Below are 25219 nucleotides of genomic sequence, written 5' to 3' on the forward strand. Positions count from 1 at the left end.
CGCCTCGATCACCCCCTCGGCTCGGCGACGCGCGCCAGCAGCAGGCTCACGTTCTGGCCGCCGAACCCGAACGAGTTGGTGACGGCGTACTCCAGGTCTGTCTTGCGGGCCGTGCCACGGATGTGGTCCGCCGGGCAGGCCGGATCCGGATCGTCGAGGTGGTACGTCGGCGGCAGCAGACCCCGACCGAGCGCCAACGCGGTGGCCGCCGCCTCCAGCGCCCCGGAGGCACCGAGCAGGTGACCGGTGAGCGCCTTGGTGGAGCTGACCGGCACACCGCCGACGCCGAAGACGTCGGCCAGCGCCGTGGTCTCCGCGATGTCACCGAGCTTCGTGCCGGTGCCGTGCGCGTTGACGTATCCGACCGCCGCCGCCGGCACACCGGCGCTGCGCAGCGCCCGGCGGATGCACGCCGCCGCGCCGGCACCGTCCGGGCGGGGGGCGGTCGGGTGGTACGCGTCCGTCGTCGCGCCGTGACCGGCCACCTCCGCGTACCCGGCGACGCCGCGGGCCGCGGCGTGCTCGGCGCGTTCGAGCACCAGCAGCGCGGCGCCCTCGGACAGGACGAACCCGCTGCGGGAGGTGTCGAACGGCCGACTCGCCCGGCCCGGGTCGGTGCCGGCGCGCGCCAACGCCCGCGCGTTGCCGAAGGTGTCGGCGAAGGTCGGGAAGAGCGGTGCCTCGCTGGCCCCGCAGAGCACCACGTCGACCTCGCCGGTCGCGATGAGCCGCACCCCGTCGGCGACCGCCTGGGCGCCGGAGGCGCAGGCCGTGCCGACCGACGAGCTGTAGCCGCGGATGCCGTGCGCGATGGCGATCCGCGCCGCCGGCATGTTCGGCAGGATCCCGGTGAGCAGGTACGGGCTGACCGCCGCCCGACCCCGGGCCGCCCGGGCCAGCACCTGCGACTCCAGGGTGGCCATCCCGCCGACCCCACCGACGATCACACCGATCCGGTCGGGGTCGACGTCGCGGCCCACCTCGATGCCGGCGTCGGTGAGAGCGTCGGCGGCGGCGAGCAGGGCGAGGACGACGATCCGGTCCAGCACCCGGGTCTCCGGCCCGGACGCGACGGTACGTGGGTCGATGTCGGGCAGCAGGCCGGCGACGTCCAGCGACTCGCTCGCCGGGTGCCCCTCCGGCGGGCGGGTCAGCCCGGACCGGCCGGTGGTCAGCGCGTCAAAGGTTTCCTCGACGCCCCGACCGACCGGTGTGAACAGACCCATCCCCGTGATCAACGCGGTCATGAGCGTGCCTCGGTGAGGTAGCGCTCGCGCAGGACCACCTTGCGGACCTTCCCGGTCACGGTGACCGGGATGTCGGCGGAGCGCACCGGCACGACCCGACGCAGTGTGGCGCCGACGTCCGGGCCGAGGGCGGCGCGGACCCGCTCGGTGCGGTCCTCGGCCTCGTCGGCGCCGGCGGCCAACTCCAGCAGCACGTCGGTGACGACCGCCCCGGCCTCGGCGACGATCACCACGGTGCAGTCGGTGACGTCCGGGCAGTCCGCGAGGATGCGCTCCTCGGACAGCGCGGTGAAGAACCGCCGTCCGTCACCCGCGTCGACCGAGTCCACCGCCCGGTCCAGGTGGTAGTAGCGGCCGTCGGTGTCGGCGCGCACCAGGTCACCGGTGAGGTACCAGCCGCGCTGGCGGAAGCGGTAGGTGGTGACCGAGTCGTTCCAGTAGCCTCGGAACAGCGACGGTGAGTCGATGCCCAGGAAACCCACCTCGCCGACCGGCACCGGCTCACCGTCGGCGTCGAGCACCGCCACCTTCGCGAACCGGTACGGGCGGCCGATGCAGCGGCCGTACCGGTCGGTGTCGGCGCGGTGGGTGATGTGGAACATCGAGTGCCCCATCTCGCTGGAGCCCAACCCGTCGATGAAGACCGAGCCGGGCACCTTCGCCACCCCGTCGCGGGTCATGGTGTCGCGCCAACCGACCGCGACCAGCCGGCGGATGTGCGGCTCGTGCGAGGCGTCGCCGGTGTTGAACCACAGCCGCACCGAGTCCAGGTCGTACCCGGACAGGTCGAAGCGGGCCAACTCCGCCCAGGTGACCGAGAAACCGAACACCCCGTCGGGGCGCCAGCGTTGGATGGCGTCCAGCACCTGCTCGCCGCCCTGCTCGGAGAGCAGGAAGATCTGCGCGCGGTTGCCCAGCGCCTGGTTGACCATCAGCACCGTCGCGGTGTGCGGTGCGGGCAGCGCGTTGAGGATCCGGGTGGTGCCCTGCGCCTGCGGCATGGTGAGCAGGTGCCGGGTGGCCGCGAAAAGGCTGGCGTGCGAGTGCAGCACCGCCTTGGGCACCCCGGTCGTCCCGGAGGTATGGGTGATCACGATCGGGTCGTCCGGGTGGTGCCGGTAGTGCGCCGGGGCCGCGGCCGGGTCACCCGTGCCGGCCTGCGCGGGAGTGCCTAGCAGGGGTACGCCGAGGTCGTGCCCGGCCAGCAGCGCGGTGTGCGCGTCGTCGGCCAGCACACCGACGCCCCGCAGGCGGCGGATGTACTCGGCGGCGATCTCTGGGCGGAGTTTGCCGTTCATCAGCGCCGGGATCGCCCCGAGCCGGGCCAGCGCCAGGAAGCTGAGCACCATGTCGGCGGCGGCGGTGGCCCAGACGGCGACCGGGTCGCGGGGGCGTACTCCTTGTTCGTGCAGCCAGGCGGCGCGGGCGGCGACCCGCTCATCGAGCCGGCCCAGCGTCAGCGGCGTCTCGGCGGGGTGCCCGTCGACGGCGGTGTCGAAGGTCAGGCCGGGCCCGTCCGGGTCGGCGCCGTGCGCCAGCACCCGGGCCAGGACGTTGCCCGCGCCCAGTTCGGTGTCGGCGGCCAGTGCGCCGCGCAGTCCCCGTGTCCTCATGGTCGTGCTCCTCCCCCCAGCAGCACCGCGACCGCCTCGGTCGGCCCGTCGGGTGCCTGTTCGATCAGGATCAGCAACACCTCGTCGGTGTCGCCGTCGTCGCGCAGCAGGTCGGCCTCGGCGACACCGTCGGTGTACGGGTCGCCGGTCGGGCTGAGGCAGACCACCGGTCCTCGCAGGTTCCAGCGGGCCGCGAGGTGCCCGGCGACGCTGTTGGGCACGGACTGGAAGAAGAACAGCGGGCCGACCCGCCCGCCGGCCTCGACGGTGGCCCGTACGTGCCGAGCGCTGGCGAGATCACCGCTGGCGCTGACCAGCACGATTCCCGTCCGCACCCCGGCGGGCACTCCCGCCGACCCGTATCCCCGCCGCAGACACCGTTCCGCGACGGCCACCACCACCGGCGCGAAGTCCGAGTGCACAAACCCCGGCACCCCCGCCACGGTGCCCCCGACGTCCCCGCCCTCGGGCCAGAGAGCCCGAGCCCTCTCCCCCGGCGATCCGGTCATCCGACGCCGACCAGGAGAGCGGTGTTGGCGCCACCGAAGGCGGCGTTGAGGGTCAGGGCGTGGGTGGCCTCCGTCCTTTGCGGACTGTCTTTGACGACGTTCAGAGGGCAGGATTCGTCGGGGCCCAGCCATCCGGCGTTGACCGGCAGGTCGCCGTGGCGCAGCGCGAGCGCGGTGACCACCAGTTCGAGCAACCCGGACGCCTCCAGCGCGTGCCCGTGCACCGACTTCGTCGAGCTGATCGGGACCTGGGCGGCATGACCGCCGAGAGCCCGACGCAGGGCGGCGGCCTCGGCGGCGTCGCTCTGCGCGGTACCGGTGGCGTTGGCGTTGACGTAGCCGACGGACTGCGGTGGCAGCCCGGCCCGGCGCAGCGCGCCGTCGACAGCGCGGGCCAGCCCGGTGCCGCCGGGCTCCGGCTGGCAGGGATGGAACGCGTCGCCGGCCCGCCCCCAACCGACCACTGCGGCCACCGGTTCGACACCGCGTCGTCGGACGGCGCTCGACTCCAGCACCACCGCGGCCACGCCGTCGCCCAGCAGCAACCCTCGACGGCCGGCGCTGAACGGGCGGACCGCCCCGTCGACAGCGAGGGCGCGACCGGCGTCGAAGAGCGCGTACTGGTCCGACTCCACCAGGTAGCCGGCCGCGACCACGACCCGCTCGACATCATCCCGGGTGATCCGGGCGGCGGCGTCGGCCACCGCCGTGCTGGCCGACACGCAGGCGCTGGTGTAGACCCGGGTGTGCCCGGACAGTCCACATCGCGCGGCGAGCTGACCGGCGAGCACGGCCGGCGTCGGGCCCACGGCCGGGCCGCCGTGCACGGCGAGCAGCAGGGCACACCCGGCGCGCTGCGCGCGGTTCAGACCGGCCGCGCGGCAGGCCGCGTCGATCGCGGTGGCCAACTCGTCGGGGAGGGTAGCGACCTCGGGCAGGGTGGCCGCCACTGTGACCCGGCGGGAGGCGGTGTCGAATCGGTCCACCGGCCCGAACGCCGGCACGCCGGCCAACACCCCGGCGAGCTGCGCGTCGGCGCCCCGCCCCAGGGCGCTGACCGCGTACACACCGGTGAGCTGGGCTACGCGCGCCTCAACCATCTGCGGAGGCGGTCAGCGACGCCTGGAACACCACCAGGGCGTCGTCGACTGTGCGGATGCCGGCCAGTTCCTCGTCGGTGAGGTCGAGCCGGCGTTCGTAGCGCTGCTCGACGAGGTGCACCAGCCAGGCAAGCTCCATCGAGCCGATCCGGTCGGACACGTCGGCAGCCGGTTTCGCTGTGAGTTCGGCGAGCATGGTCATCAGGTCAGCTCGCCCCAGATCGGGCTGACCGCCCATCAGCTCTTGTCGCTCGTCGCCTCGGTGACCCGATCGGCGACCATTGTGGTGAACTCGCCGACCGTCATCAGGGCGAGCTGCTCCGACTCGTCGTCGGCGAACGTCAGGCCGTACCGGTCCTCGACCCGGACGGACAGGTCGGCCAGGGCGAGTGACTCCAGGTCGACGCCGGAAGGGCCGAGCGTGGTGTCGTCGTCGAGCCCCTCGACGTCGTAGTTCATGTCGGCGAGCTGCTCGACGACGAAGGCGCGGACCTCGGCTCTCATGGATACCCTTTCTGCGTGGCTCAGCTGACGGTGTCCGGTCGGGACACCGCCTACGTGTGGGTCGGCCGGGACACCGGCGGTCAGCCGGATCCGGCCGCTGTGCTGCTGCGGCGGGCGGGTGCTCTGTTGCTCGGTCGCCCGGACGCCCAGCTGGTGCTGACGCACGACCGTGAGGGACGGCCGGTCGTCCGGGTCGACGAGGTGACCGGGTCGGTCGAGCTGGCGGTCAGCGTCAGCCGCACCGCCGGGCTGGTGGTGGTCGCCGCCCGTCAAGCCGGCGCGGTCGGGGTGGACGTGGAGCGGATCCGCCCGCTGCCGGCGCTCGCGCTGGCCCGCCGCTGGTTCCCGCCCGCCGAGCTGGCCTGGTTGGGCGATCGGCCCGAGGCCAGCCGGACTGTGGACTTCCTGCGGCTGTGGACCGCCAAGGAGGCGGTCGGCAAGGCGCTCGGGCAGGGGTTGCGCGGCGGCGGGTTGCGCCGGCTGATGCCGCCGCCGGGGCTGCCGTTGCGGCCGGTGCCCAGCGCCGAGCACCTGTGCGTCGGTCATCCGCACCTGGGCGGGGGCCTCGTCCTGGCCGTCGCCGCGCACGCGGGCGAGCAGGTCGGCATCGAGGTGATGCAGCGGCCCGGTCACGGGGTGACCGCCGAGCGCAGCGCGTCGGTCGAGCGGACCAGCTTGCCGGTGGTGGTACGGGGCAACTGATCGAGCAGGTGCAGCGCCCTGGGCCGTTTGTAGCCGGCCAACCGCTCGGCGAGGAGCTTGTCCAGCGTCTCCTCCGACAGCGGGCCGTCCGGTTGGACGTACGCGGTGATGCCGTCGTCCCAGACCACCACGGCGGCGGCGACGCCGGTCAGCTCGGCGACGGTGGCCTCCACCTCGGTCAGGTCGACCTTCATCCCGCCGACGGAGACCTGCGAGTCGAGTCGACCGCGCACCGTGACCAGGCCGGTGTCGTCGTCGACGGTCCCGGCGTCGCGGGTGTGCAGCCACCCGTCGGACCAGCGGGTCGGGTCGCTCAGCCCGACGTACGGCGACGCCGGGCAGGACACCCACAGCTCACCGCCGGACTCGCGGACCTCGATCCCGGGCGCGGGGGCGATCGACGGTCGGTGCGACCCGTGCAGGTCGGTGCCGATCACCCCGACCTCGGTCATCCCGTACATGTTGCCCAGGGGTACGCCGTACCGGTCGGTGAACGCCCGGGCGACGGCGGCCGGGACCAGCTCACCCCCGGTGGTCATCCGCCGCAGCTGTGGCAGTGGACCGTTCGGACGGGTGGAGGCGAGCAGTCCGATGTGGAACGGCACGCCGAGCACCGTGGCTGGCGTGGGGCCGGCGCTGATCGCGGCCAGGACGGCGTCACCGCTGAGCCGCTCCGGTGGCACCAGCTCGACCCCGGCGTGCAGCCCGTAGAGCAGGCCACCGACCAGGCCGAGCACGTGCACCATCGAGGGCAGCAGGATGATCCGCTCGCCGGGCAGCGCCACCCCGTCGATCCGGGTGTAGCGGTGCACCTCGGCGACCAGGTCGGCGGCGGTGCGGCCGATCACCTTGGACGGGCCGGTGGAGCCGGAGCTGAGCTGGATCACGGCGTGGCCGCTGACCGCCGGGCGGTCGGCGTACCGGGTGACGCCCTCGGTGACGTCGACGAAGATCTTCAGGGCGCCGCCACCGGTCCGCACCGGAGCGACCACCACCTGCGGGGCCAACCGGGTCAGCGCCCGGTCCACCTCGTGGTCGGTGAGCCGGTGGTCGAGCAGGATCGCCTGCCCCCCGGCGCGCCAGGTGGCGAGCAGGTTCACCACGTACGCCAGCGACGGCGGCAACCGCAGCGCCACGGCACCACCGGGGCGCAGTCCGGCGGTGGTCAGCCGCTCCTGCGCGGCGGTGACCAGCCGGTGCAGGGTCGCCCGGTCGACGGGCTCGGGCAGACGAAGACAAACGTCGGTCGGGTGGCCGGCGAAGAGGACTTCGTCCACCCAGCCGGGGTCTGTCGCCGTAGGATCTTCTGCCGTCACTGCCGTTCACCGCCCAGCATGAAAGAGGGCGAATCCGCCCATCACGTACGCTTGTCGGGGTGCTGCGGGGAACCATACGACTCCCACGTGGCCATTGCTAGATGCGAATGGATGGATCAAAAGCAGCGGCCAGCCGGATTGCCGACAGCCCGTTCGGCGGGCATGATCGGGCGGGTGATTTGGCAGAACGTCACCGAGGCATGACGCCTCGTACAACCGTCGCGCGTCCCCAGCCGGACGGCCGATGGCGGCGAGGTCGCCGCCGAACGAGACGGCTCTCGGGCGCCAAGGCGCGTTCATCAGGGCGGTCGAGTTCATCAGGGCGGCCGAGCCGAGGCGGTGTCCGGGCGGCCACCGGCAAGGCGCAGGCCGGCCAGTTCTGATGAAACAGGCCTCAGCTCGGTTTGATGCTGGCGAGTTCGACGAGCAGCTGAACCAGCCGATACGCCTCGGCGACGTCGGCGGCGTGGAAGGCGACCGTCCGGCCGCCACCGACGCGGGTAACACCCGGGACCAGAACCGCGAGGTCGACCATGTACGGCCCGTACAGATCGACCTCGACGTCAACCGGCCCGGCCATCTGCGCCGGTGGGATCGAGGCGCGCCGGGCGATCGCGTCGGCGGCGGCATGGCGCAGCCGCTCCCGTGCCTCCTGCGGATGCAGGGCCACCGCGGCGGCCTGACCCAGGGTCTGCTTGACGGCGACGGTGACCGCCGAGGGCACCAACGCGCTGAACTCGGCGCAGGCGGTGTCGTCCCCGCTGAGCAGGACGACGGGCGCATCGTGGTGCCCTGCCATGGCGACGTTGAGGCCGATCTCGCCCAGCGACCGCCCGGCCACCCGTACGTCGAGGATGGCGTCGCTCATCGTGTGGGCCAGCACGGCGGGCCCGGCACCCGCCCGAGCGTGATAGCCGACGAGCAGGACGGCATCCGTGTGCTCGTCCAGCCCGGCGAGCATGCCCAGCGGCCGGGGTTTGCCCCGCACCAGGTGAGCACGCCGGTCGAGGTCCTCGGGCAGGATGTTCCGGAACGTCCCGTGCGCGTCGGCGACCCACACGACCGCCTCGGGTTCGGCATCGAGGACCCCGGCGATCACCGCGTTCGCCTCGGCCGTCATCAACGCCCGGCCGCGCTCGTAGTCGTACCGATCCGGATTCGTCTCGGTGGGGTGAACGATCCCCGAGACGCCCTCCATGTCGACGGAGATCAGTACCTTCACAACTCCAAGACCCTACGCGCCGCAACCCGTCCCCACCGCGTCGATCTTGCAGTTTCGGTCGTCGAGACGCGTGACATGCCCCCTATGTCGCGACATCAAGTGCAAGATCGCGGGAAGAGGGCGACGGGGGCGGCACCGGGGGGCGGGAAGGACCCTCAGGCCAGGGCTGGGGTTTGGGCGTGGATGTGGAAGCGCAGCGAACGGGCGTCGGTGAAGCACTCCCGCATCGGGCGTACGAGGTCCCGGTGCTCAGGGCTGCGTTCCCACTCCTCGAAGTCGGCCAGGCTCGCCCACTCGCTGGTGATCAGCCACTGCTCCGGGTCGGTCGACGACCGGCACACCTGGTCGACCAGGTGCCCCGGCACACCGCCGGCGACCAGGTGCCGCACCTGTTCGTACGCGGCGAGGAACGCCTCGGTGCGCGGCACCGGCACCCGTACCAGAAAGACCACCCGGGCCCGTTTGTCGCTCATGACGCCTCTCCCCTCATCGGCGCGGCCCCGCGCAGGACCAGCGCACTGTTGAACCCGTCGAAGCCCCGCGCGCAGATCAGGGCGAGTCGACTGCGCGGTCGACGGTGCTCGCGCAGGAAGTCCAGCTCGCAGCCCTCGGCCACCTCGTCCGGGCCCGCCGACGCGGGCAACGTGTCGTGGGCGAAGGCGAGCAGCGCGGTGGCCACGTCCAACGCCGAGCCGCCCTGGTACGCCCGACCCGTCAGCGGTTTCTGCGTGGTCACCGGGGGCGGCCGGTCGGCGAACACTGCCCGCAGCGCCTCGGCCTCGCTGCGGTCGTAGCGGGGCACGCCGAGAGCGTCGGGCAGCACCACGTCGATTCCGGCGGCGGCGACGCCCGCCCGGTCCAGGGCCAGCCGCATCGCCCGCGCGTACTGGGCCGGGTCGCCGCTGCTCTCCGCAGTGGTGTGCGCGGCGTCGTGGGTGGAGCCCCACCCGCTCACCTCGCCGTAGACCCGGGCGCCCCGGGCCAGGGCGTGCCCCAACTCCTCCACCACGAACACCGCTCCGCCCTCGGCCGGCAGGTAGCCGCTGGCGGTGGCGTCGAACGGCCGGTACGCCCGCTCCGGGTCGGCGACGTCACTGAGCAGCCCCGAGCGCAGCTGGCAGGCGAGCGCGTACGGGCTCAACGGGCACTCGGTGGCCCCGGCGATCACGACCGGGGTGCCCCGGCGCACCGCGCGGGCGGCGTGGGCCAGGCTGTCCAGCCCGCCGGCCGACTCCGCGACCAGCACCCCGCTCGGGCCCTTGAACTGGTGGTGGATGGAGAGCTGCCCGACGCTGGCCGCGTAAAACCAGGCGATCGACTGGTACGCCCCGACCGTCCGTGAGGTGCCGCCCCACAGCCGTTGCAGTTCCCGCTGACCGAACAGGTTGCCCCCGGACGAGCTGGCCAGGGTCACCGCGTAGCCGTACGGGTCGGGTGCCCGGTCGGGCAGGCCGGCGTCGGCCAGCGCCAGCCGGGTGGCGGCGAAGCCGAGGTGCGTCCACCTGTCGGTCTGCACCAACTGTCGACTGTCGGCGTATGAGTCGGCGGTGAAGCCGGGCACCTCCCCTCCGAAGCGCGTCGGATAGCCGACCGGGTCGAACAACGTGATCGGCCCGGTCCGGCGGGTGCCGGCGAGGACCGTGCGCCAGTGCGCGTCCGCGCCGATGCCGCTCGGTGCGACCACCCCGATGCCGGTCACCACCGCCCGGGCCGTCGCGCCGCCACTGTGCGAAGCGGCGCTCACGCCGCCACCGCGCCGAGCATCCGACGGAAGACCATGGCCGACTGGAAACCGCCGAAGCCGCTGCCCACCGAGAGGGCCACGTCCACCGGTACCTCCCGTGCCTCATTGGGTACGTAGTCCAGGTCGCACTCCGGGTCCCGGGTGCTCCAGTTCGCCGTCGGCGGCACCACACCGAACTCGATGGCGAGGGCGCACGCGGCCATCTCGATCGACCCGATCGCGCCGAGCGAGTGCCCGACCATCGACTTGATCGAGCTGATTGGGATCCGGTACGCGGCCTGGCCCAGCGCCCGCTTGAACGCGGCCGTCTCGTGTCGGTCGTTCTGCCGGGTGCCCGAGCCGTGGGCGCTGATGTAGGAGACCTGTTCGGGCAGGATCCGGCCCTGCCGGAGCGCGTCGGTGACGGCGAGGCCCATCTCCAGCCCGTCCGGCCGCAGCCCGGTCATGTGGAAGCCGTTGCTGCGGCTGGCGTAGCCGGCCACCTCGCAGTAGATGTGCGCTCCCCGACGCCGGGCGTGGCCGGCCTCCTCCAGCACCAGCACCGCCCCGCCCTCGGCCAGCACGAACCCGTGCCGGTCGGCGTCGAACGGGCGGGAGGCGTGTGCCGGGTCGTCGTTGTCCGGGCTGGTCGCCTTGATCGCGTCGAACGAGGCGACAGTGACCGGCGAGATCGGCGAGTCGGACGCGCCGGCCAGCATCACGTCCGCCTCACCGTCCACGATCATCTGGTGGGCGTACCCGATGGCGTCGATGCCGGAGGTGCAGCCGGTGGACACCACCTGCGCCGGACCGTGCAGCCCGTGCCGGCACGCCACGTCCGCGGCGAGGCTGCTGGGCACCAGCGCCTGATAGAGGTACGGGCCACCGCGCGTCCCGTCCACCAGCCACCGTCGGCCGTGCTCGCTCACTGTGACGTACTCCTGTTCCAAGGCCATCGTGCCGCCCACCGCCGTGCCCAGCACCACCCCGGCCCGGTCCCGTTGCGCGTCGGTGAGCTCCAACTGGGCGTCGGCCACCGCCTCGGCGGAGCAGGCCAGCGCGAACTGCACGTACCGGTCGGCCCGGCGTCGCTCGGCCTCGCTCAGGCCCGCCGCGACCGGGTCGAAGTCGCACTCCGCCGCGATCTGCGACCGGAACGCCGACGGGTCGAAGAAACTGATCCGCCGGGTGGCGGTGCGCCCCTCGGTGATGGTTTTCCAGAAGCGGTCCCGGCTGGCGCCGCCCGGGGCCACCACCCCGATCCCGGTCACCACCGTGCGGCGCCCGGTCATGGTGCCTCCACCAGTTCGGTGTCGACGTGGCCCAGTTCGGGTCGGGGGGCGAGCGGGCCCAGGTGGAAGACCACCTCGGCCGGTTCGACCCCGGTGTTGCGCAGCCGGTGCCGCACGTTCACCGGGACGAAAAGCCCCTCACCGGCGGCCAGCAGCGTCGGGTGATCGTCCAGGTCGACGGTGATCGCGCCCCGCACCAGGTACAGGAACTCCTCGCTGTACGGGTGGTAGTGCTCGGCGATCCGCTCCCCCGGCTCGAGTGTGGCCACACCGAGGAAACCCGAGGTGCTGCCGACGGTGCGGGGGCCGAGCAGCACCCGTAGCTCACCGCCGCGCCGACGGTCGGCGGGTACGTCCCGGGCGGCGATCGGGCGGGTGCTCAGGTCACTCATCGTCGGCTCCCGTCGGTGCGTCGCTGGCGGTCGGCGCGCCCTGGTCGGCGCGCTGCCAGGCGATCCGCTCCACCCGGTCCTTGATCACCGCGAGTTGGATCACGCTGTTGGTGTTGATCCGCTCGGTCATCGCGGCGTTGTCGACAGGCGCGGTCGGCTTCATCGCGAAGTCCTGCGTCCAGGTCATCCGGGTGCCACCGGCCTCCTCGGTGTAGCGCCAGTGGATGCGCATGTACTCGAACGGCCCGGTCTCCACCCGGTGCGCCCGGACCTGCCTGCTCACCGGGTCGGCGGTGCGCTCGCTGACCCAGCTCCAGGACACCCCGTTCTCGTCGGGGTACATGGTGAGGCGGAACCGCACCGTGTGCGCCTCGCGGTGCAGGATCTCCACCACGGCGTACTCGGTGAACAGCTCGGTCCAGTTCGCCACGTCGTTGGTGACCTCCCAGACCAGCCCCAGCGGCGCGTCGATGACCACGCTGTTCTCGGTGTGCCCGGGCGGGTCGGCGCGGCGGGCGACCAGGTCGGCCACCGCCGGGATGCTCAGCTGTCCGGCCTGCTCGGGGATGGCCACCTGCCAGCGGTCGGCGACGACCGCCGACAGTTCCAGCAGGGCGAGCGAGTCCATGCCCAGCTCCTCCAGCGACGCGGCGGGCGCGCGGGCCGCGGCGTCGGCGTCCAGCCCGCAGTGCGCCACCAGGATGTCGGTGATCTCGGCGGTCATCGGGCGACCATGGGTGACGGTCATCGGGTCCTCCTGTGGGTTGCGTCGGGATCTGCGGCGGGCGCGGTACGCGGTGCGGGGGTGGTCGTCGGCCCCGGAGCGGGCGCGGAGAGCAGACGGTCGACCAGTCCGGTGGTGTAGCGGCCCTTGCGGAATGCGGCGTCGTCGAGCACCCGCCGGACGAACGGGATGGTGGTGTGCACGCCCGGACCGGCGACGTCGAACTCGTCCAGGGCCCGTTCCAGCCGGTTGAGGGCCAGCTCCCGGTCGGGCGCCCAGACGATCACCTTGGCGAGCAGCGAGTCGTACCAGGGACCGACCAGGTAACCGGCGCTGGCGTGGGTGTCCACCCGGGTGAACGGGCCACCGGGTGGGGTGAACCGCTCCAACCGGCCGGGGGTGGGGGCGAAGCCGCGCCCGGGGTCCTCGGTGTTGACCCGACACTCCACCGCGACGCCGTGCAGGCGGATCTCCTTCTGCCGCCACCGCAGCGGTACGCCGGCGGCGATGTGGAGTTGCTCGTGGACCAGGTCGATCCCGGTGACCATCTCGGTGACGGGATGCTCCACCTGGATCCGGCAGTTGATCTCCAGGAAGTGGAACTTCTCCTCCGCGTCGACAAGGAACTCCAGCGTGCCGGCGCCAACGAAACCGACCTCGAGGGCACCCCGCAGGGCGGTCTCGGCGATGGTGTCGAGAACGGCGGCGGGGAGCGCCGGCGCGGGTGCCTCCTCGACCAGTTTCTGGTGCCGGCGCTGCACCGAGCAGTCCCTGGTGCCCAGGTGCACCCCGTTGCCGTGGGCGTCGCAGAGCACCTGCACCTCGACGTGCCGCGCCTCGGTGAGGTAACGCTCGACGTACACCCGGTCGTCGCCGAAGGCTGCCTGCGCGGCGGCCCGGGTCCGGGTGTACGCCCGGCGCAGCTCGCCCGGGGTGCGCACCACTGTCATCCCCCGGCCCCCGCCCCCGGCGGCGGCTTTCACGATGACCGGGTAGCCGACGGCGTCGGCCACCTCGGCCGCCGCGGCGGCGGTCGGTACCGGCGCGACACTGCCCGGCGACAGCGGCAGGCCGGCGCGGCTCATCAGTGCGCGGGCCGAGGACTTGTCGGCCAGCGCGGCCATCACCGCCGGTGGCGGGCCGATGAACGTCAGCCCGTTGTCGGCGCAGATCTCGGCGAAGTCGGCGTCCTCGGAGAGGAAGCCGTAGCCGGGGTGCACGGCCTGCGCCCCCACCTGCCGGGGGGCGGGCCCCCCGGGGGGCGGGGGGGGGGGGGCGCGCCGGGGGGGGGCGCCGCGCGCGCCCGGGGCGGCGGCCGCGCGGGCGCCCGCCCCCCCCCCCACGCCCGGTTGGGCGGGCGTCGGTGGTGGCACACACTGCGCCGGTTGGCCCGGCACAACCTGTCGGCGGTGGTGGCGGTGTCCGTGCTGGAGTTCGTCCAGGTCTGGAACGACCTGGTGGTGGGGCGGCTGTTCAGCGCGTCGGGGTCCTCGCCGCTCGGGCCGTTCCTGGCCGAGCAGACCCGCAGTTTCGTGAGCAACAGTGGCGCGCTGGCCGCCAGCTCGGTGCTCGCCTCGGTGCTGCCGGTGGTGCTGGTGGTCCTCTCGCGGCGGCACCTGGTCGCCGGGCTCGTCTCCGGGGGCGTGCGGTGACCGGGCCGGGTGGTGCGCGCGGCGGCTCACGCTGGCCGGCGTTGATCGCGATCGGCGGCGTGGTCGGCAGCGTCCTCGCCAACGTGGCCAGCAACCTGGCCGGCAATGTCCTCTCCGAGCTGGCGGCCAGCGTGCTCGGGCCGGTGACCATCGTCCTGGCCTCCGGCGGCGTCGTCGGTTACGTGGTGTACGAGGTACGCCGCCGCCGGACCGGCCGAAAGGTCGACCCCGAGCCGACGGAGGTGCTCACCACCCCTGCCGCCGGGGCTCCCAACCTGCCCTACACGGCCGAGTTCACCGGTCGCGAGGAGCACGTCGACGCCCTGGTCGGTCTGCTCGCCCGGGAGCACGCGGTAGCGGTGCTGGGCCGGCGTGCGGTGGGCACCTCCGCGTGCGCTGTGCAGGCCGCCAACGAGTGCCGGGAGGAGTTCCCCGACGGTCAGTACTACCTGGACCTGCGGCGGCGCGGCCGACCCCGCTCGGCCCGGCAGGTGCTCACCGCGCTGGCCCGGATCCTGGGCACCGCCCCGCCGACCTCCGGCCGGCCGGACGCGCTCGCCGCCGCCGCCGACGCGCTGCGCGGTCAGCTCGACGGTCGCAAGATCGTGCTGGTGCTGGACAACGTCGACCGTCCCGACCAGGTGCGGCCTCTGTTGCCGCCCACCGCGCGCACCTGCCGCCTGTTGCTCGCCGGTGGTCCGGCGCTGGTTGGTCTGGAGGGTGTGGTCGCGCACTGGATCGCCGAACCGGGCACGTCCGAGGCGGTGGAGCTGTTCGCGACGGCGGGTGGGGCCGCGCCCGCCGCCCGGGTCCGTCGCGCCGACCCACGCACCGATCCGGCGGTACGCGAGATCGTCGACCTGTGCGGGCGGCAACCGCGTACCGTCCGGGCGCTCGGTTACCGCACCGCTCAGCACGGCTGGCGGCACTCCGACGTGCTGGACGCGCTGCGCCGCGCGGTGCAGACGCCACCGCATCAGCGGCTCGCCGTCTCACCGGCGGCCCGCCTGGTCACCGAACGGGACATCGCGTACCGGGTGTTGCCCCGCCAGGCCCGACGGTTGTACCGGCTGATGTCGCTGGTCCCCGCCCCGGTGGACCGGCCCAGCATCGCCGCGCTGGCCGGACGGCACCCCGAGCTGGTGACCGCACTGCTCGACCGGTTGGCCGCAGCGGCGTTCGTGGTCGGCGCGCCCGGCGACCGGTACGAGATCCGCCCCCTGCTGGCCGGCAGCGCCCGGCTGCACCTGCGGGACGCGGATCCGGTCCGGGCCCGGGTCGCCGCGCAGGCCCGGCTGACCCGGCATCTGGCCCGTCGGGCCGAACGGCACGCGGCCAACCTGGCGGTGCTCGGCTCCTCACCCGACCGGGAGTGGTCGCTGCCGTTGGACGACGACCCGTACGGCTGGTTCGACCTGCACCAGGAGCTGCTGCTGGCGGTGGTGCGGGTGCCGGCCGGCGCGAAGGAGACCCTGCCCCGGCGGGTGCGCCGGTGGTGGTTCCGGTTGGCGGTGGCGCTGTGCGGGTGGCTGGCGTACGCCGAGCGGCTCGACGAGTGGGAGCAGGTCTGCCGCACCGTGCTGGCCACCCCGACCGCCGACGACCGTCCGGAGATCGCCGGGTGGGCGCACAACGAGTTGGGGGTGCTGCGTCGACGCCGGCACGACCCGCAGGGGGCGGCGGCGGCGCTCACCCTCGCGGTCAACGAGCGGGGGCGGCGGGGCAACGCCCAGGCGCGGATGAACCTCGGTCTGGCCCTGCTCGACCTGGGGCAGCTCGACGACGCGGTGGAGCACCTGGAGATGTCGCGCCGACACCGCTCCGGCGCCGACCGGGCCGGGCACGCCCTCACCGAGCTGGGCCTGGGCGCCGCCCAACTGGCCCGGGGCGAACCGGACACCGCGCACCACCACCTGGTGCGGGCGGCCAACACGTTCCGGTCGGTGGGTGACGCGCGCGGGTACGCGGCGGCCCTGACGAACCTGGTGCTGGTGCACGCGGCGCTCGGCGAGCACCTGGACGCCGCCCAGGCGTGGCGGGCCGCACTGCGCGAATACGAGTCGGTCAACGACCCGACCAGCCGGGCGACGGCGCTGCTCAACGCCGGGGCGACCCTGCTGAGCAGCACCCCGGGGCAGGCGCGCACGGCGTACGAGCTGCTGGCCGAGAGCCGCCGGCTGCGCGAGGAGACCCGGCCGACAGCCGGGCTGGCGCGTACCCTGCTCTACCTGGGTGACGCCTGCTCCGCGCTGGGCGACCAGGCCGACGCGCGGCGGCACTGGGCGGACGCGGCGGCCGTGGCCGAGGAGGTCGCCGACGCCCAGGGGCTGGCCGCCGCCGACGCCCGACTGGACAACGACGCCGACAGCCGGGTGACGTAGGTCGCTCGGGTTGGTCGGTGGCGTGGCTCTGGGAGACTCTGTGATCGTGGACGCGCTCTCGGTACGGGGACTCAGTCGCAACTTCGGCAACCTGGTCGTGCTCGACGAGGTGAGCTTCACGCTCCCGGCGGGCCGGATCGCGGTGGTGCTGGGCCCGAACGGCAGCGGCAAGACGACCCTGCTGCGGTGCGTCGTCGGCGCTGACCGGCCGGACGCGGGTGAGGTGCTGGTGCAGGGCCGCCGGGCCGACGAGACCGATCCTCAGGTGCGGGCGCTGGTGGCCGCCGCCCTGGACGACATCGACTTCTTCCCCGACCTGTCGGTGGTCGAGCACCTGGAGCTGGTCGCGTACGCCCACGGGGGTGACGCCGAGCCGGTCGAGGAGGTCCTCGCCGAGCTGGGTCTGGAGCCGGCCCGCGACCAGCTGCCGGTGACGCTGTCCAGCGGGCAGCGCCGCCGGCTGGCGCTGGCGTCCTGTTTCGTCCGGCCCCGCCGGGTGCTGATCCTGGACGAGCCCGAGCAGAGGCTCGACGTCCGCGGGCGACAGTGGCTCGCCGACCGGCTCCTGCGGGAACGGGCGGCGGGCACTGCCGTGCTGTTGGCCTCGCACGACCCGGAGCTGATCGACGCGGTGGTCGACGAGCGCATCGAGATCGGCAAGTGACCGCCGCGCCGGCCACGATCGCCGACACGCCGGTCGGGGTGCCGACCGCGCGGCAGGTGCGAACGCACCTGCGTAAGGCACGCAGCCGGCACCACGACCATTCCCTCGGTGACGTGCTCGGCGACGCGTACGTCATGGTCCTTTTCGTGGGCATGTACGGCTGGTTCGCGATCAGCGCCAGCCGTGACCTGCTGGACTCCCCCTCCGTGGGTCAGGCCGAGCCGGGCGTGCGGTGGTGGCTGGCGGTCGCCGCGCTGCTGGCGGGCGCGGGGCTGGCCTGGCGTGGTCTGCGCGCGCTCGGCCCGCTGCTGGTCACGCCGGCGACGCAGAGCTGGGCGACCAGCGCGCCGATCGACCGACGGGCCTGGTTGGCGCCCCGTTTCGTCCTGTTGCTGCTGGGCTCGGCGGCCGGCACCGCTGCGCTCGGCGTGGCGGTGGCGGCGCTCGGTGGGGTCAGCGAACCGTCCGCCCTGGGCTGGGCGGCGGCGGCCGGCGCGGGGTGGGGCGCGGCCGCGCTGGCGCTCAGCGTCGTCGCCCAGGGCAGCCGGTCGGGGCGGCGCTGGCCGACGGTGATCGGGGCGGTGCCGATGGTGGCGGCGGCCGTGATCACCGCCCTGGTGGTGCTCGTCGGTCGACTCGGCGACGGGCTGTCCCGGCCGGCGACGACGCCGACCGTCGCGTTGTTCGCCGCCGCGGTGCCGCTCGTGGGCGTGGGCGTGATCCTGGCGGTACGCGCGCTGCCCCGGGTCGACCGGGCCACCCTGACCACCGGCGCGCAGTTCGCCAACGCCGCCGCCACGGCCACGATCCTGCTGGATCCGAGCCTGCTCGCCGGGCTGGTGGAGAGCCGCCGCTGGCGCCGGATCGGCCGGGTCCGCAGCCGCCGGTTCCGGCCCGGCCCCGGCTGGTGGGCGCTGTTGCAGGCCGACGTACGCCGGTTGCGCCGCCACCCGAGCGCCGTGCTGATCTGGGCGGCGCTGATCGGGGTGCAGTACGCTGCCGCGCTCGCCCTGCCCGGGTTGGCCGGTGCCGCGCAGGTGGTGTTCGCGTACCTCGCCGCCAATCGGCTGACCGGCGGTCTGCGGTCGGTCAGTCGCTCACCCGGGCTGCGCCGGGCGCTCGGTGGCAGCGACAACCTGCTGCGTGGGATCCACGTGGTGGTGCCGGCTGTCGGCGCGGGTGTGTGGTGGTTGCTGACCCTGCCGACCGTCGACCCGGGGCCGGCCTGGCTGGCGCCGACGCTGGCGCTGGGGGTGGTGGCCGCCGCGTTCCGGGCCGGCACCCGCCCGCCGATCGACTACGGCGGCGCGACGGTCAACACACCGTTCGGGATGATCCCGGTCGACCTGATGCGTCAGGGGTCACGGGGGCCGGCCCTGCTCGCCGTGCTGGTCCTCGTCCAGCTGTTCCTGGGCTGAGGATCCGCCCGATCGTTGCGGGGCCTGATGACGGCACCAGGCGATCCGGCGGCCCGTTCGGACCGGCTGTCGCTTCCGTCCAAGACAGCGCCACGTCAGCGATCTAGCGTGTACCCGGCAGCTCGCTTCCAAGCCTGAGGAGACAACACAATGCGCGACCTGGTCTACACCGGTTTCATGTCGCTCGACGGCGTCGTCGACTCGCCCGGCGGCGGGCCGGGTGAGGAGCACCGCAGCGGCGGTTGGGTGTTCAAGGACCTCGAGTTCGTCCCGGAGGCCTGGTCGCTGAAGGGCGAGGAGCTCGCCGACACGACGGCGTTGATGTTCGGCCGCCGCAGCTACGAGGCGTTCGCGCGGGTCTGGCCCGGTTCGGAGGACCACGCCGACTACAAGGAGCTGCCCAAGTACGTGGTGTCGAGCACGCTGTCCGACGACGCGCTCGTCGACGGGTGGGGGCCGACCACGATCCTGCGCTCGACCGGGGACATCGCCGCGCTCAAGCAGGATGAGGGCGGAGCGATCTTCATCCACGGCAGCGCGGAGCTGGCCCGGCGGCTGTCCGATGAGGGGCTGATCGACCGGTACAACCTGCTCGTCTTCCCCGTGCTGCTCGGTGCCGGCAAGGGCCTGTTCGGCCGGGCCGACCGCGACAAGCACATGCTGACGCTGCGGGAGTCGGAGAGCTACCCGAACGGGATCCTCAAGGTGATCTACGACGTCAAGCGCTGATCCAGGTCGAGGGCGATGGCGCCGCCAGTGCCCTCGCGTAGCTGGCGAACGGTACGTCCGAGGTAGCGGCGCAGTGCCCTGGCCAGGTGCGGCTCGTCGAAGTAGTCGAGCTTGGCGACCACGTCGGCGGCCGCGTCTCCGCAAGCCAGCAGCTCCGCCGACGCGCGGGCCCGCTCAATCTGCCGGACCGCGCCGCGCGTCAGCCCGGTCGCGGCGCGGAACCGGCGTTCGACGGTCCGCGCCGAGACGACCGGCCCGCGGCCCCGCAGCAGCTCGGCGACGAGCGGGTCACGGACCACGGTCCCGGCCCGGACGAGGCTGTCGACCAAGGCTTCCGCGTCGTCGGGGCCGGGCGTCTCCCAGCGAGCGCCGTCCAGCCGGAACGTCCGGCGCGTGGTGTCGGGGAGCTCGATGCCGCCGTCGACCAGCGTCGGCGTGGGCACGGCCCGCAACGAGGTGCCCACGGCGAACTCGATGCCGGTGAAGGTCGCGCCGTGCGGCACCGGCGCCGTGCCAGTGCGGGTCTCGGGACCGGTGATGCTCGCGTACGCCCGGCCAGCCTGCTCCCAGAACACCAGGCCCCAGCGCACCCCCGCCACGGACGTCATCGCGGTGACCTGCTCGCTCGTGCAGGTCCACACGGTGTCGACCCATGGCGAGTCGGACCCGCGCGTCTCGAAGCGCAGTCCCACTGGCGAAGGATACGCCGGATGGTCCTAGCCGGAGCCGAGCGCGGCGGCGACGGCGGCGACGCCGGCCTCGATCTCGGTGGGAGTACGGGCCGCGTAGCCGAGCACGAGGCCGGGCCGGTACGGCCGCTGGCAGTGCCAGGACAGCGGTTGCACCTTCACCCCGAGTGCCAGCGTCGCCGCCGCCCACTCGGTGTCGACGACGGTGTCGTCCAGCGTGATCATCAGGTGCAGCCCGGCGGCGGCGCCGTGCACTGTCGCCGACGGCAACGCGCGGGCCAGGGCGGCGATCATGGCGTCCCGCCGACGGATGTGTCGCCGGCGCAGCAGCCGCAGATGCCGCTCGAAGGCGCCGGAGGTCATCAACTCCGCCAGCACCAGTTGCGGTAGCACGGCGTTGCCCAGGTCGGCGTTGCGCTTGGCGGCCACCACTGCCTCGCGCAGCCGCGCCGGCACGAGCAGCCAGCCGACCCGCAGGGCGGGGGCGAGCAGTTTGGACACGCTGCCGGCGTAGCAGACCTGCTCGGGCAGCAGGCCCCGCAGCGCCGGCACCGGAGGACGGTCGTAGCGGTGCTCGGCGTCGTAGTCGTCCTCGATGATCAATCCGCCGGCCCGCGCCCAGGCGACGAGTTGGCGGCGGCGGTCACCGTCGAGCACCACGCCGCTCGGGAACTGGTGTGCGGGGGTGAGCATCACCGCCGGTACGCCGCTGGCTGTCAACTCGTCGACCCGCAGCCCGGCGTCGTCGACGCTGATCGGCGGGGTGTCCATCCGCCAGTTGTTCAAGTGCTGGCGTACCCCGAGCGACCCCGGGTCCTCGACGGCGATCCGGGCGACGCCGGCAGCGGCGAGCGCCTGGGCGAGCAGCCCGAGCGCCTGGGAGACGCCGGCCACGATGATCACCTCGGCGGGGTCGACGCTGATGCCGCGGTTGCGGGCCAGCCAGGCGGCGACGGCCTGTCGCAGCACGGGCGTGCCACAGGGGTCTCCGTAGCCGAGGTCGGCCGCGGCGAGGCGGCGCAGCACGCTCCGTTCGGCACGCAGCCAGTCCGCGCGGGGAAAGGCGGCCAGATCGGGTACGCCGGGCGTCAGGTCGATCGACGCGTGCGCCGCGCGTAACGCCTCGAAGATGTCGGTGCCCGGTGCCGGCGGAAAGGTCGTGACCGGTGCCGGCGCGGCGGTCGCTGTGGGTGTGGGCGCGACCGGCGCGGCGACGACGACAGTGCCGGCCCGGCCCCGGCCGGCGATGTGCCCCTCCTCGGTCAGGCGCTGGTACGCCTCGGTGACCACGCCCCGGGAGACACCGAGGTCGGCGGCGAGCACCCGGGTCGGAGGCAGCCGGTCACCGACCGGCACCCGCCCCTCGGCGATGGCCTGCCGCAGCCGGTCGGTCAGCCAGTCGGCGCGCCCGCCCGGCGTCGCGTCGGTGATGGTCAGGTGCAGGAAGTCGGAGCCGGCCGATATGGACCTCTCGGACGCAGTCGGTTTGGCTCTGCCCATCGGACCATTGTGGCAGCAGAGTGAGGAGGAGCCAGACCTGCCGACTCCGCCGGAGGACGATCGTGACCATCCCGTTCCTGATCACCACGCTGATCGTGGTGGTCACCCCCGGCACCGGGGTGATCTTCACGCTCTCCGCCGGCCTGTCGCGGGGCGCGCGGGCCGGAGTGCTGGCCGCGTTCGCCTGCACGCTGGGAACGTTGCCGCACCTGCTGGCCGCGATGACCGGGCTGGCCGCGCTGATGCAGACCAGCGCCGTGGCGTTCGAGACCGTCCGCTACCTCGGCGTCGGCTACCTGCTCTACCTGGCCTGGTCCATGGCGCGCGACCGCGACGCCTTCGCGGTGACCACCGACGCCGCACCCCGCTCGGCGATCCGGGTGATCGTCTCCGGGGTGCTGGTCAACCTGCTCAACCCGAAGCCGACGATGTTCTTCGTCGCGTTCCTGCCGCAGTTCGTGGACACCACGGCACCCGGCTCGACCCGGGTGATGCTCGGCTGCGGCGCGGTGTTCATGTTGCTCACCATGGTGGTGTTCAGCGGCTACGGCATCTTCGCGGCCCGGGTACGCGACCGGGTGCTGACCCGCCCCCGGGTCACCGACTGGCTGCGTCGATCCGCCGCCGGCACCTTCGTCGCGCTCGGCGTGACCCTCGCCCTCACCGAACGATAGGAGCACAGTGCAGTTCGAACATTCTCCTCGGCTTCGCGACGCGTACCCCGATCTGGTCGCCGGTGTGGTGCAGGTCGCTGGGATCACCGCCACCGCCGACGTGGCGGCACGCACGGCCGCCCATCTCGGCGAGGCGCGGCGGCGGTTGGCCGGTGGGGCCGAGAGCGGGTTCCCGGAGATCCAGGCGTGGCGGCGGGCGTACGCGGCGATGGGGCTGCGGCCCACCAAGTACCGGTGCGCCTCCGAGGCGCTGCTGCGTCGGCTGCGCCTCGACGGCGAACTGCCCCGGGTGCACCCGCTCGTCGATCTCTGCAACGCCGTCTCGGCCGCGTACGCCATCCCGGTCGCGGCGCTCGACCTGGACCGGGTCGACGGCGACCTGGTGGTCCGGCCGGCACACGGGGACGAGGCGTACCTGAGCTTCGCGGGCGACACCGAGCATCCCGAACCGGGCGAGGTGACCTTCGTCGACTCCGCCGGGCGGGCCCACGCCCGACGATGGACCAACCGGCAGAGCGGCTGGTCGGCCGTGCGGGCGGGCACCACGTCGGTGCTGATCGTCGCCGAGGCGCTGCACCCGGGCGGCGAGCCGGCCGTGACCCGGCTGGTCGCCGACCTCGTGACAGAGCTGACCGAGGTGTGGTCCGCCCCGACGACCGCCGCGGTGCTCACCGCCGCCGCGCCGCGTTTCCGCACCCCGGCGGCGGATGACGACCGGGGTCAGGCGGTCTCGCCGGGCAGCAGGTGACGGTAGCCGGGGATCGTCTCGGCGAACCAACCCGCGACACTGGCCAGACCGCGGTCGTTGAGCTGCGCGTCGTGGATCGGGTACGCCGCCGCCGCGCCCACGACGCCGGCGAAGCGGATCGCCTCGTCCAGGCGCAGCCAGGACCCCTGGGCCGGGACGAGCAGGGTGCGCACCGGCTCGTCCGGCACGTGCAGGGCGTCGCCCGGGTGGTAGAGCCCGTTGCCGATCAGGTAGCCGAGGTTCGGGCAGTCCGGTTGGCCCCCATAGATGGTGGCGTGCCGGCCGCCGTGGGCGCTGACCTCGATGCCGGCCGCGGTGAAGCGTTGCCCGGCACGGACCCGGGTCACCGGTAGCGGCGCGACATCCGGCAGCTGAGCACCCTCCGGGGCGTACACGGGGACGCCCCGGAGGGCCAGGCGCGCCACGTCCACGTGGTCGGTGTGTTCGTGGGTGACCAGCACCGCGTCCGCGCCGACCAGAGCGTGCGGCTCACTCCACGTCCCCGGGTCGACGACAAGCACCCCGCCGTCGTGCTCGACGCGTACACACGAGTGGGTGAACCGGGTGATCCGCATCAGCCGACCGTACGCCGCCGCGCTGGCGATCGACCTCAGTGGCACCGGCGGGCCGTCAGCGCATCCGTGCGGCCGACGCCCGGAGGATGTAGACGAACTGCACACCGAACGCCACCACCGCGACCAGCACCCCGACCAGGACCGTCAAAACGGCCTCGGCACCGACGGTAGAGGCCACCAGGGCGATGCCGAGCCCGCTCAGGACGGCGTTGACCGCGCCCACGAGTGCGGCCGTGGTCAGCAGGAACTCCCACCGCCCGGGACGCGTGCCGACCAGGTTCCACGCCGTGCTCATGGCGTCGTCGGCCGCCACCGCGTCGGCGAAGAAGTCGTGCTCGCCCGCGAGCTGATGGTGGTAGTAGGCCCGGATGCGCTGGATCCGCAGCAGGTCCAACGAGTTCTCCACGGTGGTCTCCACCAGGCGCAGAAACGTCAGCACCCCGATGATGACCAGCGTCGGCAGCACCGCGGCCAGGTACGGCCGGACCAGCCTGTCGTTGCTGGCGACGAAGCCGAGGCCGATCAGCGCCGCCGACAGGACGGACAGGAAGATGGTGGCGCGACCGGTGGCCTCGGCGATGGTGCCGGCGCGGGACGTCTGCAACGCGTAGTGCTCGGTGGTCAGGACGGTGAGAAGCGCCTGCTCGCGTTCACTCTCGTCCATCCCGCCACCCTCCGTGGTCGCACGACTCCGTTACCGTCAGCCTATGAGCGGTGGATCGGGTCCGAGCGGCGAAATGCTCGGGTGGGCTGGTCGGGGCGGGCGGCAACGACGGGCCTTCGTCGTCGGTGGGGCACTCTTCGCGATCGCCGTCGTCATGCTGCTGGCCGCCTGGCGCAGCGCCGGCTTCCTCAGCGACCTGCTGCTCAACCTCGGGGCCAGCGTGGTCCTCGCGGCCATCTCGTACGTCATCTTCGACCCGTTGTTCGAGGAGGCCCGCAAGGCGCGGGTGCAGGAGCACCTCAGCTTCGACCAGCAGGCGTTCGTGACACGGCTGCACCGCTCCGGGCGTCGGGTGCGCATCCTGGACACCTGGACGATCCTGTTGGAGCAACGGCACCGGGAGGAGACGCTGAGCGCGGTGCGAGCGGCGCTCGCCAACGGCGCCCAGGTGCAGTTGCTCCTGCTGGACCCCGACTGCACCGCAGCCCAGCAACGCTCCGAGGAGCTGGAACGGCAACGGGTGGACGTGCCCCGGCAGATCCGCACCAACCTGCGCCACCTGGCCGCGTTCGCCGACGCGCTCGACTCGCGGCTGCGCCACCGCCTACAGGTCCGGCTCTACGACGCGTCCCCGTCGATCCAGCTCTACCAGTGGGACGGGCGGGCGCTGATCTCGTTCTTCCCGATCGGGAAGTTGTCGTTCAACGTGCCGCAGCTCGAGGTGGACATGGACAGCCCGTGGGGCGGGTTCGTGCACGCCCGGTTCGAGGAGCTGTGGGAGCACGAGCAGGCCACCCTCGACCTGGAGCGGTACTGGTCGGTCATGGTCACGCTGCGCCACGACGAGTCGGACGTGGTCGAGGTACGCGTGCCGTTCGTGACGGTGGACGGGCAGCACTACGTCGACTGCCGGGGGTTCCGGGTGACCGGGCCGCTGACGGTGCGAGCCGTGCTGCCGCCCCGCGCGCCCGGGGCGACGCCCGGCGTGTTCGCCCTTGCCGAGCCCGCCGACGGGGACCGCACCCCGGTCGCCGTCGTGAAACGGCACTTCGACCAGAAGTACGGGCACGACGACGGCGAGCGAGACGTCCGCCGGCTCGTGCCGCCACCGGGCGATGCCCGTACCCCGGCGCCCCGCACCGCGCCGGCCGGCGACACACACGCACGGTGACCCCCGACCG

At 73.4% G+C, this 25219-nt stretch carries 26 protein-coding genes and 1 pseudogene; 9 read left to right on the top strand and 18 right to left on the bottom strand.

Annotated elements, in window-relative coordinates:
• Positions 1-8: 8 nt before the first annotated feature.
• Genes AB0B48_RS07765 through AB0B48_RS07790 form a run of 6 tightly spaced genes read right to left on the bottom strand, consistent with a single transcriptional unit; the run spans position 9 to position 4973 of the window.
• On the bottom strand, positions 9-1247 hold the full coding sequence (locus AB0B48_RS07765; protein WP_357197507.1) for a beta-ketoacyl-[acyl-carrier-protein] synthase family protein: 1239 nt from the start codon (positions 1245-1247) through the stop codon (positions 9-11).
• The gene (locus tag AB0B48_RS07770) at positions 1244-2860 is read right to left on the bottom strand and encodes a class I adenylate-forming enzyme family protein (protein WP_357197510.1); all 1617 of its coding nucleotides are present in this window, start codon (positions 2858-2860) and stop codon (positions 1244-1246) included. Before AB0B48_RS07770 ends, AB0B48_RS07765 begins: the two co-directional genes overlap by 4 nt.
• Positions 2857-3369, bottom strand: coding sequence for a beta-ketoacyl synthase chain length factor (locus AB0B48_RS07775; RefSeq protein WP_357197513.1), 513 nt, complete (start codon positions 3367-3369; stop codon positions 2857-2859). Before AB0B48_RS07775 ends, AB0B48_RS07770 begins: the two co-directional genes overlap by 4 nt.
• On the bottom strand, positions 3366-4469 hold the full coding sequence (locus tag AB0B48_RS07780) for a beta-ketoacyl synthase N-terminal-like domain-containing protein (protein WP_357197516.1): 1104 nt from the start codon (positions 4467-4469) through the stop codon (positions 3366-3368). Before AB0B48_RS07780 ends, AB0B48_RS07775 begins: the two co-directional genes overlap by 4 nt.
• Positions 4462-4707, bottom strand: coding sequence for an acyl carrier protein (locus AB0B48_RS07785; protein ID WP_357197519.1), 246 nt, complete (start codon positions 4705-4707; stop codon positions 4462-4464). The genes AB0B48_RS07780 and AB0B48_RS07785 overlap by 8 nt, the downstream gene beginning before the upstream one ends.
• On the bottom strand, positions 4707-4973 hold the full coding sequence (locus AB0B48_RS07790; RefSeq protein WP_355007995.1) for an acyl carrier protein: 267 nt from the start codon (positions 4971-4973) through the stop codon (positions 4707-4709). The genes AB0B48_RS07785 and AB0B48_RS07790 overlap by 1 nt, the downstream gene beginning before the upstream one ends.
• A 15-nt stretch (positions 4974-4988) precedes the next feature.
• On the opposite strand from AB0B48_RS07790, the gene AB0B48_RS07795 reads away from it, so the two are divergent.
• Entirely contained in the window at positions 4989-5675 is a 687-nt protein-coding gene (locus AB0B48_RS07795; RefSeq protein ID WP_357197523.1) for a 4'-phosphopantetheinyl transferase superfamily protein, read from the top strand.
• Here AB0B48_RS07795 and AB0B48_RS07800 read toward each other — a convergent pair.
• The 8 genes and pseudogenes from AB0B48_RS07800 to AB0B48_RS07835 form a co-directional block, all read right to left on the bottom strand.
• Entirely contained in the window at positions 5603-6952 is a 1350-nt protein-coding gene (locus AB0B48_RS07800) for a class I adenylate-forming enzyme family protein (RefSeq protein ID WP_357197526.1), read from the bottom strand. The genes AB0B48_RS07795 and AB0B48_RS07800 overlap by 73 nt on opposite strands.
• A gap of 433 nt (positions 6953-7385) precedes the next feature.
• The gene (locus AB0B48_RS07805) at positions 7386-8213 is read right to left on the bottom strand and encodes a M55 family metallopeptidase (RefSeq protein ID WP_357197529.1); all 828 of its coding nucleotides are present in this window, start codon (positions 8211-8213) and stop codon (positions 7386-7388) included.
• 155 nt (positions 8214-8368) lie between these two features.
• Positions 8369-8686, bottom strand: a complete 318-nt coding sequence (locus AB0B48_RS07810) for an antibiotic biosynthesis monooxygenase family protein (RefSeq protein WP_357197532.1) — start codon at positions 8684-8686, stop codon at positions 8369-8371.
• A complete protein-coding gene (locus AB0B48_RS07815) occupies positions 8683-9957 on the bottom strand; it encodes a beta-ketoacyl synthase N-terminal-like domain-containing protein (protein WP_357197535.1) in 1275 nt (424 codons plus the stop codon). The genes AB0B48_RS07810 and AB0B48_RS07815 overlap by 4 nt, the downstream gene beginning before the upstream one ends.
• Complete coding sequence (locus tag AB0B48_RS07820) at positions 9954-11228, bottom strand: beta-ketoacyl-[acyl-carrier-protein] synthase family protein (RefSeq protein ID WP_357197538.1); 1275 nt, start codon at positions 11226-11228, stop codon at positions 9954-9956. Before AB0B48_RS07820 ends, AB0B48_RS07815 begins: the two co-directional genes overlap by 4 nt.
• Positions 11225-11620 carry a cupin domain-containing protein gene (locus AB0B48_RS07825; protein ID WP_357197541.1) on the bottom strand — a complete coding sequence of 132 codons (396 nt, stop codon included), beginning with the start codon at positions 11618-11620 and terminating at the stop codon, positions 11225-11227. Before AB0B48_RS07825 ends, AB0B48_RS07820 begins: the two co-directional genes overlap by 4 nt.
• Positions 11613-12368, bottom strand: a complete 756-nt coding sequence (locus AB0B48_RS07830) for an SRPBCC family protein (RefSeq protein WP_357197544.1) — start codon at positions 12366-12368, stop codon at positions 11613-11615. The genes AB0B48_RS07825 and AB0B48_RS07830 overlap by 8 nt, the downstream gene beginning before the upstream one ends.
• Positions 12365-13579, bottom strand: a pseudogene (locus tag AB0B48_RS07835) (biotin carboxylase N-terminal domain-containing protein); the annotation flags it as partial. The gene AB0B48_RS07830 and the pseudogene AB0B48_RS07835, both read right to left, overlap by 4 nt.
• A gap of 150 nt (positions 13580-13729) precedes the next feature.
• Here AB0B48_RS07835 and AB0B48_RS07840 point away from each other — a divergent pair.
• The 5 genes from AB0B48_RS07840 to AB0B48_RS07860 all read left to right on the top strand — a co-directional run bounded on the left by AB0B48_RS07840 (position 13730) and on the right by AB0B48_RS07860 (position 19188).
• Entirely contained in the window at positions 13730-13996 is a 267-nt protein-coding gene (locus AB0B48_RS07840; protein ID WP_357197547.1) for a hypothetical protein, read from the top strand.
• 41 nt (positions 13997-14037) lie between these two features.
• On the top strand, positions 14038-16377 hold the full coding sequence (locus AB0B48_RS07845; RefSeq protein WP_357197550.1) for a tetratricopeptide repeat protein: 2340 nt from the start codon (positions 14038-14040) through the stop codon (positions 16375-16377).
• A gap of 40 nt (positions 16378-16417) precedes the next feature.
• A complete protein-coding gene (locus AB0B48_RS07850) occupies positions 16418-17041 on the top strand; it encodes an ABC transporter ATP-binding protein (protein ID WP_112602474.1) in 624 nt (207 codons plus the stop codon).
• Complete coding sequence (locus AB0B48_RS07855; protein WP_357197553.1) at positions 17038-18459, top strand: DUF6297 family protein; 1422 nt, start codon at positions 17038-17040, stop codon at positions 18457-18459. The genes AB0B48_RS07850 and AB0B48_RS07855 overlap by 4 nt, the downstream gene beginning before the upstream one ends.
• A 150-nt stretch (positions 18460-18609) precedes the next feature.
• On the top strand, positions 18610-19188 hold the full coding sequence (locus AB0B48_RS07860; RefSeq protein ID WP_357197556.1) for a dihydrofolate reductase family protein: 579 nt from the start codon (positions 18610-18612) through the stop codon (positions 19186-19188).
• Here AB0B48_RS07860 and AB0B48_RS07865 read toward each other — a convergent pair.
• A complete protein-coding gene (locus tag AB0B48_RS07865) occupies positions 19170-19880 on the bottom strand; it encodes a helix-turn-helix domain-containing protein (protein WP_357197558.1) in 711 nt (236 codons plus the stop codon). The genes AB0B48_RS07860 and AB0B48_RS07865 overlap by 19 nt on opposite strands.
• 24 nt (positions 19881-19904) lie before the next feature.
• Positions 19905-21377 (bottom strand): PLP-dependent aminotransferase family protein, encoded by a 1473-nt coding sequence (locus AB0B48_RS07870; RefSeq protein ID WP_357197560.1) that lies wholly within the window; start codon positions 21375-21377, stop codon positions 19905-19907.
• Between the two features lie 62 nt (positions 21378-21439).
• On the opposite strand from AB0B48_RS07870, the gene AB0B48_RS07875 reads away from it, so the two are divergent.
• Entirely contained in the window at positions 21440-22051 is a 612-nt protein-coding gene (locus AB0B48_RS07875; RefSeq protein WP_357197563.1) for a LysE family translocator, read from the top strand.
• A 7-nt stretch (positions 22052-22058) separates the two neighbouring features.
• Entirely contained in the window at positions 22059-22799 is a 741-nt protein-coding gene (locus AB0B48_RS07880) for a phenylalanine--tRNA ligase beta subunit-related protein (protein ID WP_357197566.1), read from the top strand.
• On the opposite strand, the gene AB0B48_RS07885 is transcribed toward AB0B48_RS07880, so the two are convergent.
• Together AB0B48_RS07885 and AB0B48_RS07890 are read right to left on the bottom strand one after the other, a co-directional pair.
• Positions 22772-23374 carry an MBL fold metallo-hydrolase gene (locus AB0B48_RS07885; protein ID WP_357197569.1) on the bottom strand — a complete coding sequence of 201 codons (603 nt, stop codon included), beginning with the start codon at positions 23372-23374 and terminating at the stop codon, positions 22772-22774. The genes AB0B48_RS07880 and AB0B48_RS07885 overlap by 28 nt on opposite strands.
• Before the next feature lie 55 nt (positions 23375-23429).
• Positions 23430-24038, bottom strand: a complete 609-nt coding sequence (locus tag AB0B48_RS07890) for a hypothetical protein (protein WP_357197572.1) — start codon at positions 24036-24038, stop codon at positions 23430-23432.
• 43 nt (positions 24039-24081) lie between these two features.
• On the opposite strand from AB0B48_RS07890, the gene AB0B48_RS07895 reads away from it, so the two are divergent.
• The gene (locus AB0B48_RS07895) at positions 24082-25209 is read left to right on the top strand and encodes a DUF5919 domain-containing protein (RefSeq protein WP_357197574.1); all 1128 of its coding nucleotides are present in this window, start codon (positions 24082-24084) and stop codon (positions 25207-25209) included.
• Positions 25210-25219 lie beyond the last annotated feature (10 nt).

The sequence above is a fragment of the Micromonospora sp. NPDC049089 genome (assembly GCF_040648775.1).
Taxonomy (GTDB): Bacteria; Actinomycetota; Actinomycetes; order Mycobacteriales; family Micromonosporaceae; genus Micromonospora.